General features: G+C 54.0%; 21 protein-coding genes. 8 read left to right on the forward strand and 13 right to left on the reverse strand.

The window, feature by feature from the left end; genetic code table 11:
* Position 1 precedes the first annotated feature (1 nt).
* The gene (locus tag KNP75_RS00935; protein ID WP_215189361.1) at positions 2-1,003 is read left to right on the forward strand and encodes an ABC transporter permease; all 1,002 of its coding nucleotides are present in this window, start codon (positions 2-4) and stop codon (positions 1,001-1,003) included.
* Between the two features lie 9 nt (positions 1,004-1,012).
* On the opposite strand, the gene KNP75_RS00940 is transcribed toward KNP75_RS00935, so the two are convergent.
* Positions 1,013-1,498: a GNAT family N-acetyltransferase gene (locus tag KNP75_RS00940; protein WP_215189363.1), complete on the reverse strand. Its 486-nt coding sequence runs from the start codon at positions 1,496-1,498 to the stop codon at positions 1,013-1,015.
* A 79-nt stretch (positions 1,499-1,577) separates the two neighbouring features.
* Here KNP75_RS00940 and KNP75_RS00945 point away from each other — a divergent pair, with 79 nt between their 5' ends.
* A complete protein-coding gene (locus tag KNP75_RS00945; RefSeq protein ID WP_215189365.1) occupies positions 1,578-1,958 on the forward strand; it encodes a VOC family protein in 381 nt (126 codons plus the stop codon).
* 28 nt (positions 1,959-1,986) lie between these two features.
* Here the strand turns inward: KNP75_RS00945 and KNP75_RS00950 are convergent, their stop codons facing one another.
* A complete protein-coding gene (locus tag KNP75_RS00950) occupies positions 1,987-2,292 on the reverse strand; it encodes a winged helix-turn-helix transcriptional regulator (RefSeq protein ID WP_138858700.1) in 306 nt (101 codons plus the stop codon).
* A 117-nt stretch (positions 2,293-2,409) separates the two neighbouring features.
* Here KNP75_RS00950 and KNP75_RS00955 point away from each other — a divergent pair, with 117 nt between their 5' ends.
* The 4 genes from KNP75_RS00955 to KNP75_RS00970 are packed head-to-tail and all read left to right on the forward strand — an operon-like array spanning position 2,410 to position 5,388.
* Positions 2,410-2,901, forward strand: coding sequence for a lactoylglutathione lyase family protein (locus KNP75_RS00955; protein WP_215189367.1), 492 nt, complete (start codon positions 2,410-2,412; stop codon positions 2,899-2,901).
* Positions 2,902-2,903: 2 nt separating this feature from the next.
* Positions 2,904-3,884 carry a zinc-binding dehydrogenase gene (locus tag KNP75_RS00960; protein WP_215189369.1) on the forward strand — a complete coding sequence of 327 codons (981 nt, stop codon included), beginning with the start codon at positions 2,904-2,906 and terminating at the stop codon, positions 3,882-3,884.
* A 50-nt stretch (positions 3,885-3,934) separates the two neighbouring features.
* Positions 3,935-4,993, forward strand: coding sequence for a threonine aldolase family protein (locus tag KNP75_RS00965; RefSeq protein ID WP_215189371.1), 1,059 nt, complete (start codon positions 3,935-3,937; stop codon positions 4,991-4,993).
* Between the two features lie 23 nt (positions 4,994-5,016).
* The gene (locus KNP75_RS00970) at positions 5,017-5,388 is read left to right on the forward strand and encodes a YidH family protein (RefSeq protein ID WP_131435836.1); all 372 of its coding nucleotides are present in this window, start codon (positions 5,017-5,019) and stop codon (positions 5,386-5,388) included.
* A 47-nt stretch (positions 5,389-5,435) separates the two neighbouring features.
* Here the strand turns inward: KNP75_RS00970 and KNP75_RS00975 are convergent, their stop codons facing one another.
* From KNP75_RS00975 to KNP75_RS00995, 5 genes are all read right to left on the reverse strand, one after another.
* The gene (locus KNP75_RS00975; RefSeq protein ID WP_215189373.1) at positions 5,436-5,936 is read right to left on the reverse strand and encodes an SRPBCC family protein; all 501 of its coding nucleotides are present in this window, start codon (positions 5,934-5,936) and stop codon (positions 5,436-5,438) included.
* Between the two features lie 77 nt (positions 5,937-6,013).
* Complete coding sequence (gene gshAB / locus KNP75_RS00980) at positions 6,014-8,305, reverse strand: bifunctional glutamate--cysteine ligase GshA/glutathione synthetase GshB (protein WP_215189375.1); 2,292 nt, start codon at positions 8,303-8,305, stop codon at positions 6,014-6,016.
* Positions 8,289-9,638: an MATE family efflux transporter gene (locus KNP75_RS00985; RefSeq protein WP_353049011.1), complete on the reverse strand. Its 1,350-nt coding sequence runs from the start codon at positions 9,636-9,638 to the stop codon at positions 8,289-8,291. The genes gshAB and KNP75_RS00985 overlap by 17 nt, the downstream gene beginning before the upstream one ends.
* A 112-nt stretch (positions 9,639-9,750) precedes the next feature.
* Complete coding sequence (locus tag KNP75_RS00990; protein ID WP_214796611.1) at positions 9,751-10,215, reverse strand: hypothetical protein; 465 nt, start codon at positions 10,213-10,215, stop codon at positions 9,751-9,753.
* A complete protein-coding gene (locus KNP75_RS00995; RefSeq protein WP_021066034.1) occupies positions 10,212-10,421 on the reverse strand; it encodes a helix-turn-helix transcriptional regulator in 210 nt (69 codons plus the stop codon). The genes KNP75_RS00990 and KNP75_RS00995 overlap by 4 nt, the downstream gene beginning before the upstream one ends.
* A gap of 119 nt (positions 10,422-10,540) precedes the next feature.
* On the opposite strand from KNP75_RS00995, the gene KNP75_RS01000 reads away from it, so the two are divergent.
* The gene (locus KNP75_RS01000; RefSeq protein WP_215189377.1) at positions 10,541-11,473 is read left to right on the forward strand and encodes a ring-cleaving dioxygenase; all 933 of its coding nucleotides are present in this window, start codon (positions 10,541-10,543) and stop codon (positions 11,471-11,473) included.
* A gap of 22 nt (positions 11,474-11,495) precedes the next feature.
* Here KNP75_RS01000 and KNP75_RS01005 read toward each other — a convergent pair whose 3' ends face one another.
* The gene (locus KNP75_RS01005; protein ID WP_021066036.1) at positions 11,496-11,936 is read right to left on the reverse strand and encodes an RrF2 family transcriptional regulator; all 441 of its coding nucleotides are present in this window, start codon (positions 11,934-11,936) and stop codon (positions 11,496-11,498) included.
* A gap of 190 nt (positions 11,937-12,126) precedes the next feature.
* Between KNP75_RS01005 and KNP75_RS01010 the strand changes: the two genes are divergently transcribed.
* Positions 12,127-13,227 carry a globin domain-containing protein gene (locus KNP75_RS01010; RefSeq protein ID WP_214830969.1) on the forward strand — a complete coding sequence of 367 codons (1,101 nt, stop codon included), beginning with the start codon at positions 12,127-12,129 and terminating at the stop codon, positions 13,225-13,227.
* 56 nt (positions 13,228-13,283) lie between these two features.
* Here the strand turns inward: KNP75_RS01010 and KNP75_RS01015 are convergent, their stop codons facing one another.
* From KNP75_RS01015 to KNP75_RS01035, 5 genes are all read right to left on the reverse strand, one after another.
* Complete coding sequence (locus KNP75_RS01015; RefSeq protein WP_215189379.1) at positions 13,284-13,793, reverse strand: hypothetical protein; 510 nt, start codon at positions 13,791-13,793, stop codon at positions 13,284-13,286.
* Positions 13,794-13,854: 61 nt separating this feature from the next.
* Positions 13,855-14,268, reverse strand: coding sequence for a DUF350 domain-containing protein (locus KNP75_RS01020; protein ID WP_021066039.1), 414 nt, complete (start codon positions 14,266-14,268; stop codon positions 13,855-13,857).
* 3 nt (positions 14,269-14,271) lie between these two features.
* Positions 14,272-15,495 carry a glutathionylspermidine synthase family protein gene (locus KNP75_RS01025; protein ID WP_215189381.1) on the reverse strand — a complete coding sequence of 408 codons (1,224 nt, stop codon included), beginning with the start codon at positions 15,493-15,495 and terminating at the stop codon, positions 14,272-14,274.
* Positions 15,492-15,857: a hypothetical protein gene (locus KNP75_RS01030; RefSeq protein WP_021066041.1), complete on the reverse strand. Its 366-nt coding sequence runs from the start codon at positions 15,855-15,857 to the stop codon at positions 15,492-15,494. The genes KNP75_RS01025 and KNP75_RS01030 overlap by 4 nt, the downstream gene beginning before the upstream one ends.
* The gene (locus tag KNP75_RS01035) at positions 15,854-16,312 is read right to left on the reverse strand and encodes a hypothetical protein (protein WP_021066042.1); all 459 of its coding nucleotides are present in this window, start codon (positions 16,310-16,312) and stop codon (positions 15,854-15,856) included. Before KNP75_RS01035 ends, KNP75_RS01030 begins: the two co-directional genes overlap by 4 nt.
* Between the last annotated feature and the right edge of the window lie 34 nt (positions 16,313-16,346).

The raw sequence follows: 16,346 nt of genomic DNA on the forward strand, positions 1-16,346 counted from the left end.
CATGGCCCAACTCGTCATCAAACAACGCACGAAACGCTTCAGCGGCATCGGTCAATACGGTACGTTGTTCGCGATTCTCGCACTCATCGCCGTCTTCGGCGTGACGAACGACCAGTTTTTGACGTACGCGAACTTCAGCGACATCATCAAGTCCGTATCGATCGTCTCGCTGCTCGCCCTCGGAGTGACGTTCTCGCTCATCGTCGGCGGGTTCGACTTATCGGTCGGCTCAACGGCGAGCCTCGCGACAATCGGTGCGGCGTCGAGTCTCGTATTACATAGTCAAGAACTGCTCGTCGCTTTGCTCGTCCCGATTGTACTCGGCGTGCTCGTCGGGCTGTTGAACGCGCTCGTGACGATCAAGTTCCGCTTACCGGACTTGCTCGCGACGCTCGCCATCATGTACGTCATCAACGGGGTCCAATTGACGTATACGAAAGGATTCTCGATTTACGACAACATGCCAATTGAAGGGGGAACGGCACCGGGACGTTTCATCCCGTCGTTCCTCTTCATCGGCCAAGGTTCGATCGGTCCTGTCCCGTTCGTCGCCATCTTGATGATTCTCTTCTTCGCCGGGGCCCATCTATTTTTGACGTATTCGAAGACGGGACGCGAATTTTATTACGTCGGCTCGAACGTGGAGGCGGCCCGCCGCTCCGGCATCGCCGTCACGCGTATCAAGCTGTACGCGTACGTGTTGAGTGGTCTGTTCGCGGCCATCGGCGGCATCATCTTGGCGTCACGCATCGGTACCGGACAAGTATCGGCCGGGGCACCGCTGTTGATGGACGCCGTCGCGGCCGCCTATATCGGCTACGCCGTCTTCGGGACCGGACGACCGAACGTCGTCGGTACGTTGATCGGTGCCATCTTGATTGGGATTTTGCTGAACGGACTGACGATGTGGGACGTGCCATATTACGCCCAAGACATCGTCAAAGGCACAATTTTGATAGCGGCGCTCGGCTTGTCATACATCCAAAAGAAGCAGCTCACATAGGAAAAGTCCTCAGAACGGTTGGTTCTGAGGACTTTCTTGACGTTCCATTTGGATGAAGGTGAACGTGCTCCCGTTCGTCGGTTGTTGAAACGAACCGGTCTGCGTGAACCCGCACGCCTCATAGACACGGATTGCCCGCACGTTGAAGGCGGCGACGGACAAGGTGATGCGATGAGGTGAGTACGTCGCTTTGACGAAGTCGAGAATCGATGTGACGAACGCTCGTCCGCTCCCGTTGCCGGTCAAATCGGGCTTCATGCCGAGCCCGATATCGACCGTTTCAGCATCCGTTGGCGCGACGCTCACGAACCCGACGAGTTCACCGTCAGACGTGATGGCGAACACCGACTGTCCACGCTGTTCGACGTCTAAAAATTCGGCCAAATCGTCCTGATCGGCCTCCATGTTGTAAAAGGAATAATCCCCTTCATAGTGCCACGTGTAGGCGATCGTTTCCGCCTGTGGCTGGGTCAGGACAGCGAATTGATGGGTCATTTGAATTTCCTCGTTTCACGAGCAGGATGTAGTGCTACACTCATCATAGCACCACCAACTTGGAAAATGAGGTGATTACATGGGAATCAAGCTAGATATGATTGGCATCGTCGTCGAAGACATGAAACGGGCGCTCGATTTTTATCGGCTGCTCGGCCTGTCGATTCCGGAAGCGATGGATGGGGAAGCGCACGTTGAGGTCGATGACGGCGGTGTCCGGCTCGCCTTCGATGCGGTCGAAGTGGCCGAATCGGTGTATGGGGAATGGAAACCGGCGACGGGGCACCGGGTCGAACTTGCTTTCTTGTGCGATAGTCGGAATGAACTGGATGCGCGCTATGAAGCGATCGTCGGACAGGGCCATGCCTCGCACCGCGAACCGTGGGATACGTTTTGGGGACAACGTTACGCCATCGTCATCGATCCGGACGGAAACCTGATCAGCCTATTCGCAGCATGACAAAACCCGCGCCGGATTCGGCGCGGGTTTATTCGTCGTGTGTCTCGCCCCAAGAGCAGAGCGCCTTCATGGCTGGTTGCAGGCTGAGTGCGTCCTCGGTGAGCGAGTATTCGACGTGAAGCTGTTTCTCGGTCGAATAGTCGATGCGGCGGACCATGCCAAGTTGTTCGAGTTCACGGAGTTGGTCGGTCAACACTTTACGGCTGACGTCGGGGATGGCGCGCTGAATCTCCGAGAAGCGGCGCGGGCCGTTCTCGAGCGTACAGTACACTTGAGGCCGCCATTTACCGCCGATGATGTCGAGCGCCTTATTGACGGGGAACGGGGTCGTCATGTTCAATTCGCCTCGCTTTCGGGTAGTTACTTGAATGTGCGTACTATTTTTCTTGCTTCGATGAAGGTATCGTATCGTTATCCAACAAATTGAGCAAACAAAAAGGAGCGGATGACAGTGACTTATCCACGTACATTCTCACATATCGGACTATCGGTCCCGAGTGTGACCGAAGCAGTGAAATTTTATGAGGACGTGATGGGCTGGTACACCATCATGCAACCATCAGACGTCGTCGAGGACGACTCACCGATCGGTGTCATGTGCACGGACGTGTTCGGACCGGGCTGGGGCAACTTCAGAATCGCCCACATGTCGACGGGTGATAAGATTGGCATTGAGCTGTTCGAGTTCCCGAACAATGAGAAGCCGGAGAACAATTTCGAGTTTTGGAAGACGGGTATTTTCCACTATTGTGTCCAAGACCCGGACATCGAAGGACTCGTCGAGAAAATCGTCGCCCATGGCGGAAAACAACGGATGCCAATCCGGGAATATTACCCGGGCGATAAACCGTACCGGATGGTGTATTGTGAAGACCCGTTCGGCAACCTTGTCGAAATTTATTCGCATTCCTATGAACTGACGTATTCGGAAGGAGCGTATTGAGCATGAAGGCTTGGCTACTTGATCAACCTGGATTAGAATATCTACACATCGGTGAGGTGGAGCGACCGACACCAGATGCGGGCGAACTTCTCATCAAAGTCGAAGCGGTCGCCTTGAACCCGGTCGACTATAAAGTCGGCACGAACGGCAACCCGAACTGGTCGTACCCACACATTCTCGGCGTCGACCTGGTCGGGGAAGTCGTCGAAGTCGGTTCGAGCATCGCCAATATCATTACCGGTTCACGTGTCGCCGTCCATACGAGTCTTGGAAACAACGGCGGCTTCGCCGAGTATGCGGTCGTCGACGCGCGTGCTTGTGCCGTCGTCCCGCCTGATGTAAGCGATGAGGCCGCTGCGGCTATCCTTTGTGCCGGTATGACAGCGTATGAGGCAATCATGCAGAAGTTGAACACGCGCGACAAAGAGACGATTCTCGTCCACGCCGGAGCGGGCGGGGTCGGTGGTTACGCGATTCAACTTGCCAAAAAACTTGGGCTTAAAGTGTTCACGACAGCATCGCCGGAAAACTTTGACTGGGTCACATCGCTCGGTGCCGATGTCGCCATCGACTACAACGTCGAGGACGTGACGGAGAAAATCATGGAACTGACAGACGGTCGCGGTGTCGACTTGATTTTGAACACGGTCGGACGCGATGTGGCGACGGCCGATTTGGATCGACTCGCATTCAGCGGACAGCTCGCTTATATCGCCGGTCCACCTGACATGTCGAACATGAAAGGGTTCACGCTGTCGCCTTCGATTCATGAAGTCGCCCTCGGTGCGGCCCATGCGAGTGAGAACGAGCGGGCCATCCGTAACTTGTCCTATATGGCCGAAGAGATGATGAAGCTGCTCGAGGCGGGTGAATTGAACGATCTCGTTACGGACGTCTTGCCGTTCGAACGGTTAAAAGATGGTTTGGAACAGCTACAAACACGCAAAGTGCGCGGCAAATTAATCGTCCGCATGCGCGACTAACTTGGGAGCCTCCTGTCTACGGACAGGGGGCTTGTTGTGGAGGGGATGACATGGATTTACGCACATCGTATCAACAGACGTCGCATCAACTGAGCGGTCACGGGAAACGAACTGTCGGCGTCTTGCAACAGGCGTTCGCTGAGGTCGACCCGAATCAGGTGAGCGACCACTATGGGACGGGCGAGGTCATCATGCGGTTCGAGCAAAAAATGGCGCAAGAACTGGGTATGGAGGATGCGATTTTCTTCCCGAGCGGCACGATGGCACAACAAATCGCCTTACGGATTTGGGCGGACGAGACCGGAAATCGAAACGTCGCCTATCATCCGCTCTGTCACTTGGAGATTCACGAACAGGACGGGTTGAAGGAGTTGCATCACCTCGAACCGATTTTGCTTGGGGATGACGACCGGTTGATGACGCTCGCCGAAGTGAAGGCGTTACCGGATGTCGCCTGCCTGTTGATTGAGTTGCCACAACGGGAACTCGGCGGTTACTTACCGTCATTTGCTGAACTTGAGGCGATTAGTCATTTGTGCCAGGAGCGAGGGATTCGTCTGCATCTAGATGGAGCGCGCCTCCTCGAGACGCTCCCATATTATGAGAAGACAGCGGAGGAAGTATGTGCGTTGTTCGATAGCGTCTACGTCTCATTCTATAAAGGCATCGGCGGTATTGCAGGTGCCATCTTAGCAGGACCTAAACCGTTCTGTGACGAGGCGAGAATATGGAAACGGCGGTACGGCGGTGATTTGATTGGACTGTACCCGTACATCATCCCGGCTGACTATTACTACGAGCTACGGAAAGACCGAATGGGGACGTATGTCGAGCAGGCGAAGGAACTGGCGCGCCGCTTCAATGCGCTCGACGGAGTGTGGACGACACCGGAAGTCCCGGTGACGAACATGTTCCATCTTCATCTCGAAGGGGACGACGAAGCGGTCGCGGCACGGATTCAATCCGTTCAAGAGACGACAGGGGTCGGCGTCACGGGCTATCTCGTACCACATGACGACTATTGTTCGACCGAGATCAGTATCGGGGATGCGTATGGAGAGATTGATGAACATCAACTCAATCGATTATTCGAACAATTAGAGCAATGATGAGCTAGAAAGAAGGGATATCGGTGAAACTAGATTTAGAGAAGACGGTCGATTCGCAGTACATCCAGCAACATCTCGCCAACGAGCGGACGTTCCTCGCCTGGATTCGGACGGCGATCACCGTCATCGGGATCGGCTTTCTCGTAACGAATTTCCACTACTATCGAAGTGAGAATTTGAGCGGGACCGAGCACCAATTGATTACGGCCATCGGCATCTTGTCGATTATCTTCGGGATTGCGACAATCCTCGTCGGGACCCGGTCGTATTTGAAAAAGGTCCATACGATCAACTCTCAGCAGTTCAAATCGGCGAAGATGAGCCTTGTCGCGCTCGCCATCGGGATGGTGTTCATTTTCACGTTGATTTTGATTGTCAGCTATTTCTTATTTTGACGCCAAACAAGCACCGCATCTCAACAAGAGAGATGCGGTGCTTGTCGTTATCTGGAGACGATGGCGTCGAGCCGTTCGAGTTGCGAAGAGAAGCCTTCGACGGCCCCCATCTCGACGACTTGCTGGAGCGACTCGGCGTCCGTGAATTCGGAGCGGCTGATGAACAGCGTGCCGTTCGGGATATCGATGAACTCATTGGTAATTGTCATGACGGGGAGTTCTGGATTGACGTGCCCGTCTGCGTCCGAGAACGCATCCGTGTAGACGATTTTTCGATGCGAATCAATCTCGAGAAACGTCGATTTCCCCCATGACTCCATACCGTAATAGTCACCCTGCTCCTTGTCGACACATGTCATTTTGTAATGCCACGTGCCTCCAGGTTCGAACTCGAACGTTCGAATCTCTGTCTTCCATCCAGCCGGACCCCACCAGGATTCGAGGTGGGCCGGTGTCGAGAACGCCTCGAACACCAGCTCACGTGGTGCGTTGAAACTTCGTTCGACGACTAACGTGTTGCCTTCGACTTGAGATTTCACTTTTTCCATTGGAAAGACCCCTTTCTCGAGAAAGAAGATACATCTGTCTAATCAATGTAGTCTCTATTCCCGATTCATGGACCTCTTCAACCTCTTCCGTCAAATAACAAATCGAGCACGGTCTCGCCGATTGGCCGTTCCTTGCCTTCGTAAGGGAAGGCGTGGATATGGATGGCCGGATTGAAGTTCAGCTCGATGATGCCATAGTCGATATCTCCATCAAGTGAGGGAATCATCATATCGACGCCGCAAATCGTCGCACCGATCGCTTTTGCTGAATCGACCGCAATCTGTTTATAGAAGTCGGCGATTCGATCCGTATAGTCGATGCTGTCACCGCCTGTGCTGATGTTTGAGTTCTCACGCAAGAAGACGAGCTCACCATCGGCGAGGACACTGTCCGGTGTCTTGCCTTGAGAACGGAGGAAAGCCACGACGATGTCATCGATGTCGATTTTTTCGAGCGGTGTCTTATAACCTTTGCCCCGGAGAGGATCCTCATTTTTTTTGGCGACGAGCTCACGGATCGTCGACACACCGTCCCCGGTCACGTTCGCCGGGACGCGGTGTAAAATGCCTGCGACTTCGTCTCCGATGACGAGGAAACGATACTCTTTCCCGGGCAGGAACGTCTCGAGCAGGACGACGTCGTCAAACGTACGGGCGTGACGGAACGCCTCGAGCGTCTCGTCGAACGTCGTGCCGTCCTTGAAGATGTGGATGCCGATGCCAAAGTTCGTCGATTTCGGTTTCAAGACGATCGGCTGGTTCGCGAACGTAGACCAGGCGTCTTGTAAATCGACTTCACTCCGGAGTTCGACCCCGCTCGGCACCCGGATGCCCTGTTCGGCGAGTATGTGTTTCGTTACCGTCTTATTTTCCATCATGAGGACAGAGACGTAGTTATCTTTCGACGTCTTCGTCGCTTGTTTGACGTATTCGGTCTGGTTACCGTTCCGGATTCGGATGAACTGATCATCCCGATCAATCACGTCGACGGCATAGCCGCGTTTCAGGGCCGCCTTCATCAAAATCTGCGTCGACAGCTCCATATCCGTGTAGCCGTGCATCCGGAACCGGTTAGCGTACGCGTCTTGATAGAACATTTCGGCTTGTCGGAGCGACCAGTCCGTATAGCCGTCTGTCATCATGGCGGAGGTGAGGCGTGACGCGTAAGTCGCCTCGACATGGTCAATCCGATCCCGGACAGAGGCGAAGACATCATCGAACCCGAGTGCGTATCGGTCATTGAACGCTTCAATCTCGTCGAGCAAATCGCGTGCGTACGTCTGAAGCGGCACCGCCTCGCCATCGCGGTACAGCAAGAGCGTTGGGGATAGGCCTTCTTTCGCCACGCGTTGCTGGTTGTGGAACGCCTCGGCTTGCCAGTCCGTAAATCGTGTCTCGTCTTTCAACGTCAAGTAGAGCAAGAAGACGTGCAGGAACTTCAAGTCGGACAGGGCGATGCCGGTCTTCTCGAACGGGTTGAGGTCGATGTTACGAATCTCGACGTAATCGATGCCGTTCGTCTCCAGTCGTTCCAAGTCATTGCCGCCCCGTGACGTCTTCAGCCGAATCGGAGAGTAGAGCTCGTTCGGGTTGGCGATGTCACCTTGGGCGATGAAGCGGCGCACGCTCGCGGTGTAGTCTGAGAGTGTTGAATAGTCCGGATAGAGCGGTTCGACGTTCGTATAGCCGCAATCGCTATTCCGGTACGACAACGCCGTCGTATTCGAATACACGTCCTCGCTGAGTGCCTGCATTTGACTGACGCAACGTTCTTCATAGCTCGTATGGACAGCCGGTGTCCCGCCTAACAGATAGACGACGAGCCAACGCGTCCGTAAATAGTTGCGGACGAGTTTTAAATACAGGTCGTTCTTGAAACGGTCGTAGCGTTCCGGCGACCCTTCATAGAGGGCGGCAATCAATTCGTCTGCGAACGAGAAGTTGAAATGGATGCCCGAGATGAGCTGTTTCTTCGCCCCGTATTTTTGGAGCAGGTGTTCCCGATAGCGGCCGGCCTCGAGTCCTGAATTGCCGAAATCCGCGAGCGGGATGACCCCGCCGTCCGGAAGCGCGCACGGCATCGACTGTGGCCAAAGCCGTTCATCGCCGATGTTCAGTGCCGTGACGTCGTACAGTGTTTCTAAGAAATTGTGCGCCGCTTCGACGGTCGGAAACGTCGGAGTGATTAGTTCAATCTGACTTTCCGAGAAGTCGGTCGTAATATACGGGTGCGTCGCCTTGTCACCGAGTCCTGCCGGATGCTTCGTTACGGCGAGCGTCCCTTCAGGTGTCACGCGGAGCATTTCACGCTCGATGGCGAAACGCCCGTGCAACAGTTGTTTGCTTAGTTGATTAAATCGCTTCTGCAAGGGAAGTCACTTCCTTTTTCATTAGTCGGACATAGAGGACGGAGACGAGCCCTTTGACGATGCTTGAGATGGCGATGCTCCACCAAATGGCATCGAGACCGAGATAGGGCTCGAGGGCAAGCGCGAGCGGGATACGGGCGACGGTGAAGACGATCGAGATCGTCGCTGGGATCTTCGGCAGACCGAGCCCCGAGAAATAACCGTTCCCGATCATCTCGAAGGAGGCGAAGATGAGCGAGATCCCGATGATCCGTAAATAACTCGCGCCGATTTCGATCGTTCTCGGATCATCGACGAACAGCCCGATCAGGACGTCCGGTACGAATAAAAACACGAGGGTGATCAGTCCGGTATACAAGACACCGAGCCGTGTCGTCACCCGGTAGCCTTCATGGACCCGGTCCACTTTGCGGGCGCCGAGATTTTGCCCCGTGTAACTCGCAATGGCACCGTTCAGTCCACCGATCATCATATAGGCGATCGACTCGATTTGAAGCCCGATGCGCTGGGCCGCGATCGCTTCGGTCCCGTATGAACCGATCATGCGGGCGAGGAAAATGCTGATGACCGTGAACAAGACGCGCTGGGTCGCCATCGGGAAACCGAGGCGAAGAATCTCTATATAGTCCGTGCGATTTGGTTCGACGGTCTCCTCCCAATCGAATAAAGCGCGGGCCCGGTGCCAGAAGAAACCGAACATGACGACGTTCGCGACGAGCGTCGCGAGACCGGCACCGACGACCCCGAGTCCGAGCGGATAGATGAAGAGCGGTGACAGGATCATATTGAGCGTGACCCCGGTCGCGTTGATACGCATTGCCGTCGTCGTATTGCCATAAGCACTGAACAGACGGGCGAACAGCAAGTTGAAGAACGAGAACACGAGCATCGGTGCACTGACGAGCAAATAGTTGTACGCCAATCGTTCGACAATCGGTGCATTCATGTTCAAAAATCCGATGAGCGTCTGGCCGAGTACCACGAGGAGGACGACGAACAACAGTCCGATCCCGAGGTTCATTCGCCTCCCGGCCCGGACGTAGCGCTGAATCAACTCTTGATCCCGCCGCCCGACGGCTTGCGACACTTTGATGCCGGCGCCGACGACGATGAGCGATTGAATCGCCTGACCGAGCATGATATAAAAACTGGCCGCGCCGATGCTGGCGACGGCGTCGCTGCCGAGCGCGCCGACCCAGAACATATCGACGAGACTATAGGTGAACTGTAAAAGCGAACTGCCGACGAGCGGAAGGGCGAGCGCCACGATGACGCGTTGAACCTGACCGGTCGTCAAATCGATGGTTTTCACGATGAAAGACTCCTTCAACACATTTAGTATATAACCATTTAGTTATATATAAGCACGACGTGACCAAATTCGCAATCGTAGGGAACGACTCGACGAAAAATCGACACAAAAAAAGGAATTCGAGGTGAATTCCTTACTGGGTGTAGGCGCGGATCCAAGTCGTCATATAGACGAGCGTCGAGATAATCAGTGTCGAGGCGAGTGCGTAAATCGGATAAGCGGGGAGCGCGTTCTCGAACAGCGGATAAAACATGAACGATGCCATGAGGAGCGGTACGGTGATCCCGAACGAGACGTAGGCCGCTTTCGTCGCTTTTGCCGTGATGATTTGTTCCCGCTCGTCGACTTCGCTAAATTCCGTCATCCGGACCGACCATTGGCCGAAGCTCATGTTTTGGTTCGGGCGCGTCTTGAACGAATAGACCGTCCAAACGATGAAGAAGCCGACTAACAGCAAGAGCGGCAATAAGTTAAACTCAATTTCGAATCGGTCGGTCTCGATGACGGTCGACACGTCAGACAAGAACGAACTGAACAGAAAAGCCATCAGGACGTACAAGATGATGCTGGAGATGGATTGGATGACGACGTGTTTCAATTTGTTTCCTCCTCGATTGTGAAAATAGATTCGACCGGTTCCTCGAACACGCGGGCGATTTGCATCGCCAGCAGAAGCGACGGGGTGTAGCTCCCTTTTTCGAGCGAGATGATCGTCTGTCTCGTCACACCGACCTTGGCTGCCAAGTCGCCTTGGGTCAATTGATGCCGGGCCCGCAACTCTTTGACGCGATTGATTAATGGCATGCCGCCACCTCATTTCTTATTTCTATCTTCAGTGTAAAGTAAACTTTACTTAATGTAAAGTGAACTTTACTTATTTGTGGATGGTACAATATAATCAAAGTCGAAAGGGGAGAAGTCGGATGAAGGCGATTATAGGACAACATCACGTGTCGGCGATGACAGGGGACGCGTTGAAGAACTTGCGATTCTATACGGAGGTCCTCGGGATGCGGCTCGTCAAAAAGACGGTCAACCAAGACGATCCGTCGATGTACCACTTGTTTTACGCAGATGAATCGGGGACACCGGGGACGGATTTAACATTCTTCGAGCTACCTTTTCTTGGACAGACGTATAAAGGATCGAGCAGCATCTCACGGACGGCGCTCCGGGTGCCGGACGGGGCATTGTCCTACTGGCTTGAGCGATTTTCGGAATTCGGTGTACTTCATGATCCGGTAGAGGATGTGCTAGGGCGGCCAACGCTCTACTTCGAAGATGAGGAAGGACAACGGCTCTGTCTCGTCGAGGGCGGGTCAGGAACGCCGTGGAAAAACGGACCGGCGCCGGCAGACGTCGCCGTCTTCGGCCTCGGATTTAGCGAGTGGACGGTGCGGCGGATCGAGAAGACGGAGCGGGTGCTGACGGACGTGCTCGGATATCGCTTCGTGTCTGAGTTCGAGCGGAACGGTCAATCGGTTCGTGTGTTCGAGACGGGGGATGGCGGTGTGGCGACAGAGATTCATCTCGTCGACCGTCCCGATTTGCCATCGGAGCGCCCGGGCCGGGGTAGTGTCCACCACGTCGCGATCCGTGTCGAGGATGATTTGGAGATGGCGCGTTGGGTCGAGCGGCTCGATTCATTCGGCATCAGTCATTCAGGTCTGATCGACCGTTATTATTTCAAATCGATTTATTTCCGTGAACCGAGCGGGATTTTGGTGGAACTCGCGACGGACGGACCTGGTTTTACGACCGACGAATCCCTCGAGACGCTCGGAGAACGCTTGGCGCTGCCGCCGTTTCTCGAGCCACGACGAGCCGAGATCGAAGCCAAATTGAAGCCGCTATAACAGGAAAACCCGACAGACTATTTCAGTCCGTCGGGTTTTGTATGCCTAGCAACATGGCTAGTTCGTTCGTCCGGTTGGCGACGAGGTCGGCAATCGTGTAGCGGTCGAGCACGTGCAGGAAGGCGAGCATCGCCTCGTTCAAGACGCTCCGCAGGTCGCATGCGGGCGCGATGACACATCGTCCTTCGCCGAAACATTCGACGAGCTCGAACGGTTCCATCGTCCGGACGACGTCGCCGACGTTGATGTCCTCCATCGGTCGGGCGAGCCGGAAACCGCCGCCACGGCCGCGCACCGATTCGAGATAACCGTGCTTGCCGAGCTCATAGACGACTTTCATGACGTGGTTCTTTGAAATCTGATATTGATCCGCCACTTCTTGAATCGTCACGAGACGATGGGAGAACGTGGCGCTATACATGAGTGTTCGGAGTGCGTAATCGCACGTTTGCGTGAGCCGCATGATGTTTCACCTCTTCATCCGTTCATTGTACAAGACATCTGACGAAAGCGCGACGATGGAAGATGTGAAAAAAGCGTGGCGGATTCAAGGCGGAAATTTGAACTCGTGTCTAAACAAGTATTTTATATATTGCTTTTGAAGTGACTTACCTCACATAATGGACGTGTACTTTCAAAAAGGGGGAAACAATATGTTAGATCAACAAACCATGGATATCGTCAAAGCAACCGCACCGGTCTTGAAAGACCACGGTGTTGCCATCACGAGTCACTTCTATAAGCGCATGTTCGAAAACAACCCAGAAGTCCGCCACTTCTTCAACCATACGAACCAAAAACGCGGTCGTCAGCCAGAGGCGCTCGCCAACGCTGTCTACGCGGCAGCCGTCCATATCGATCGTCTCGAAGCGATTCTTCCAGCCATCCAACCGGCGCTTCATAAACATAAGAGCTTGAACATCCGTCCGGAACATTATCCGATTGTCGGCGAGAACTTACTCGGCGCGATTCAAGACGTGCTCGGTGAAGCAGCCACGCCGGACATCATTGACGCGTGGGCGAAAGCATATGGTGTCATCGCCGACGTCTTCATCTCACTCGAGAAACAGATGTATGCCGATGCGCCATGGATTGGTTTCAAACCGTTCACGGTCGCTGAAGTGATCGAAGACACACCGGAAGTGAAACGATTCCGGATCAAAGCAAACGATGGCGTCGTCGGGACGGCCATCCCAGGTCAATACATCTCGGTCCAAGCCCGTATCGCTGGGGAAGACATCTTGCACCATCGTCAATATAGCGTCGTCGAGACGACAGAAGACGGCTACTGGATCGCTCCGAAGGCGGAAGGTCTCGTCTCAAACTGGCTCCATGAGCAGACGGTCGGCACGGAAATTCCAGTGAGTGCCCCAGCTGGCGAATTTGTCCTCGAAGAGACAGATCGTCCGCTCACACTCGTCGCTGGCGGCATCGGTATCACACCACTCTTTAACATGGCGAAAACGGCACTCGGCCAAGGGCGTTCAGTCACGTTATTGCACGCGGTCCGCAGCACGAACCTCCGTCCGCTCGGTGAAGAGCTCGATGAACTCGTGAACGCTGGTCTCCAGCTCATCACACACGTCGATGACGTATCAGGTTGCATGAGTGCGACACAACTCGAAGCACTTGATGTCGAGGGACACGACGTCTACACGTGCGGTCCGACCGCGATGATGGAGACGGTCGTCCAAACGATTCCACAAGCCCGTTATGAGTTCTTCGGTCCATCGGCCGTACTTGCCCGTGCTTAAAAATGTTTAGGAATAGAGAATACAAAAACCGCAGACCAGCGTTGGTCTGCGGTTTTTCATAGGTCAATCGAGTCAATCACTTGCCCGTTTTGGTCTAACGTTTGAATCGTCCAATCTTCTTGAGGGACGTTATGCAGTTTCAAGATATGGTATTTAGAAAACGCATCCTCTTCGGGACGGTTGAGGACGTGTTCTCCTTGCATACGCTCTCCGATGATGCGGAGAGAAGCTACGTTTTGAGGGTTGTTGTTGAGACGCACCCCCCAATAATAAGTGTCTTCATGTTCAAACTCGATATAGTCGAACGGAGTTGCCTCGAGTGTCTCGACGGTCGCGGCACCATACCCGTCTCCACTCATCTCGGCGAGGCCGACCAAAGTCTCATCCTCGTTTGTGAACAGGGCGAACGAGGATTCATCGAATTGATCATATGCATAGGCGTGAAAACCGTCATCAGCCAAATAGCGATCAAGCTTTCGATTCTCTAAAAATGTAGGTCCGTTTTGTATCAAGGCGATAAGTGCGATACAAGCCACTAAAATCAAAATGAATTTTTGTCTGAACATTTCTCTTTTCCTTTCTATGGAAACAGCCCATGCCTCAATCCTGAGCGCATGGGCTGTTTGATTAGTACGTCAAGCTCGCGGCGACGATGATACCGACGACGAGTGAGGCGGAGAAAAGGCTGATCCCGATGGCGAGGTTGCCGTTCTCGACTTCTTTCTCTAAGTTCACGCCTGGCGTCAGGACGTATTCAAACGTCCAGAAGGCGAGCACTTGAGCGAGAATCCCGACGAGTCCCCAGATGAAGGCATCGAGCAAGTTGACGCTGTTCGCCCACACCGTGTAGATGACGATGGCGAGACCGATTGCTTTCCCCCAAAGTTTAAGTGCGACGGCGACGTTGCCTTCTTTAATCAGTTTACGTTCCGAGTACTTCGTCGTAAGGGCAAAGACGACGAGTCCGGCTAGAATAAGTCCAAATCCCGTACCGAGGTGAGCCAGGAAGCTCAAGATTGAATCGAGCGTGATGAATGTCATGTGTTAGTCTCCTTCGTGAGTGGGTGTGCCGATCGCTAAATAATACGATTGGTTGTTCGTGATCATGCTCCCGGCGCGGACACCGAGTGCGGACGGGTGACCGTTCAAACAAAAACAGCCGACCATGTAATGTGTCTCAATCGGCCCGTTGACCGTGTTCGTCAGACGGGTCGGCAGTTCCAAGAACTGCTGATAGACGGCGGTCTCTTGTGCGTACGTCTGGAGCGCTTCTTTATGGAACGGGACACCGTCTTGGTCATAGAGGATGACCGAGTCGCCTTCCCGGCCGAAAGCGGGCTTTTGCACGTACGCGCTCTGGCCGATAAACGGCTCGGCCTCGAGATACGTCGGTAAAAAATACGTTGTGATGATGGAACGTTCCGCTTCGTCGAAATATGTATCGGCCTCATACAGTTCCCAAATGAGCGCTTGGACGCCTTTGGACTGCATGAGAAACGCCGAGAGCGGATTGAGCAGCGAGACGTGTTTGGCTGCGTTCAGTTCGAGCAGGCGGATGCCGATCAAATCACCATTGGGTGTCCGGTCGTCGACCAGATGCTCGATCGGGTACGTCTGCCGATATAACACGTCGACTTTTTCCCCGGACGGTGTGAAGACGCCGTCCGCCTCGACGAGCAATCGGTCGAGCGGGACGAACTCGGACGGCAAATCGAGCGTCTCTTGAAGGAAACGCGTCGTCCATTTGTCCTCGATGTTGTCATCGTGGGCCGTGAAGACGATTTTCGGTGCCCCGTCCCGGTCGAGTCGTTGCCATGCTGCGATGATGGCTTTTCGCAGTTCGGCCTTGAGCTCTTCGGTCGACGCCGCGTTCGGGTCGTCAAGTTCGAATTCTGTCGTCACATAGCCGTTCACATCGAACAGTTCTTTGATGAACGTCGGTGTGTCGGCATTGAATTCCATCAGTTTCAGCGTGTCGTCTTTAACGATCCAGTCATAGCGACCGATAATCGTCTCTTGCGGGATCGCCTTCTCGCGCAGGAACGGCAGGCTCGCCTCAGGATAACCGAGCAGGCGGAGCGTATCGTCCGGGAGCGTCCGAAGCAGACGGTTCGTCTTGCGGAAAATCGCATCGACGTCACGCGTCGCCTCACGAATCTGCCTCACCACGTCATCCGACATGGCGAGACAGTCGTAAAGGGCGTACTCTTCGTCATTCAAGTCAGGCCAAAAGAAAGGGATTTGGCCAAACAGTGCGTCTCGCTTCATCCCCCAAAGCCGCCTTTTGAGCCGCTACCGAGTCCCGAGTTGGAGCCTGAGTTTGATTTGTTCGGGGTGATGCTGCTGGCGCCGCCGTTTGAGCGGTAATTTTTATACGCTGATGAGTTCTTCAATGCACTCTTTGAGTTAAAGAGGCTGCCGAGCAAGAAAAAGCTACCGAAGTGAGGCGATCGATCATCATCACAGTAATATGACTCCGTTTCATCATCCCAATCCCAATCGTCACACTCGTAGCCGGTCGGTTCTTCAGGTAACGTCGCTTGTTCTGTTTCGTCGGTGCCACAAGCCGCTAGCGATGCGGTCAAGACAGCAGCCGACAGACCGCTCAAGATTTTTTTGCTTGTCTTCATGTTGATTCCTCCAATGTATAACCTGTAGGGGTGACGTAAATGACATAGACGCCACGATCTTCGTCCGTCTCGGCCGAGTCGCGTTCGTATTCTTTGCCGGCGACGTACAAGTATTGACTGCCGAGCATGGCGAGTGCGTCGAGATGCCGGTCGACGTAATACGCCTCGAGCATCGGGTTGTCGAACCGGTCGTCGAGCGTCCGAATTTCCACTTTAATGTCGGTCGTCTCGTGCTTGTCGACGGGCCCTTCCGTGTAGCGGTCGACGTAAATCAAAAAATATTGCTCGCCTTCGAGCGCCGATGAGCGCTGTTTGTAGGTCATGCCGTCCTTGACGAAAAATTCGCATTCGCGGCGGGCGAGTACTTCATCGAGGCCGAGCGATGTATAATGGTAGAGTGGCTCGAACGAAAGTTCATTTTTATAAAGTCGATATTCTAAAACGATTGAGTTCATGACGTCGTCCTTTCTTTTTTCTTTCTATACGAAA

It is taken from the genome of Exiguobacterium sp. s6 (assembly GCF_018618155.1).
Lineage (GTDB): Bacteria > Bacillota > Bacilli > Exiguobacteriales > Exiguobacteriaceae > Exiguobacterium > Exiguobacterium mexicanum_A.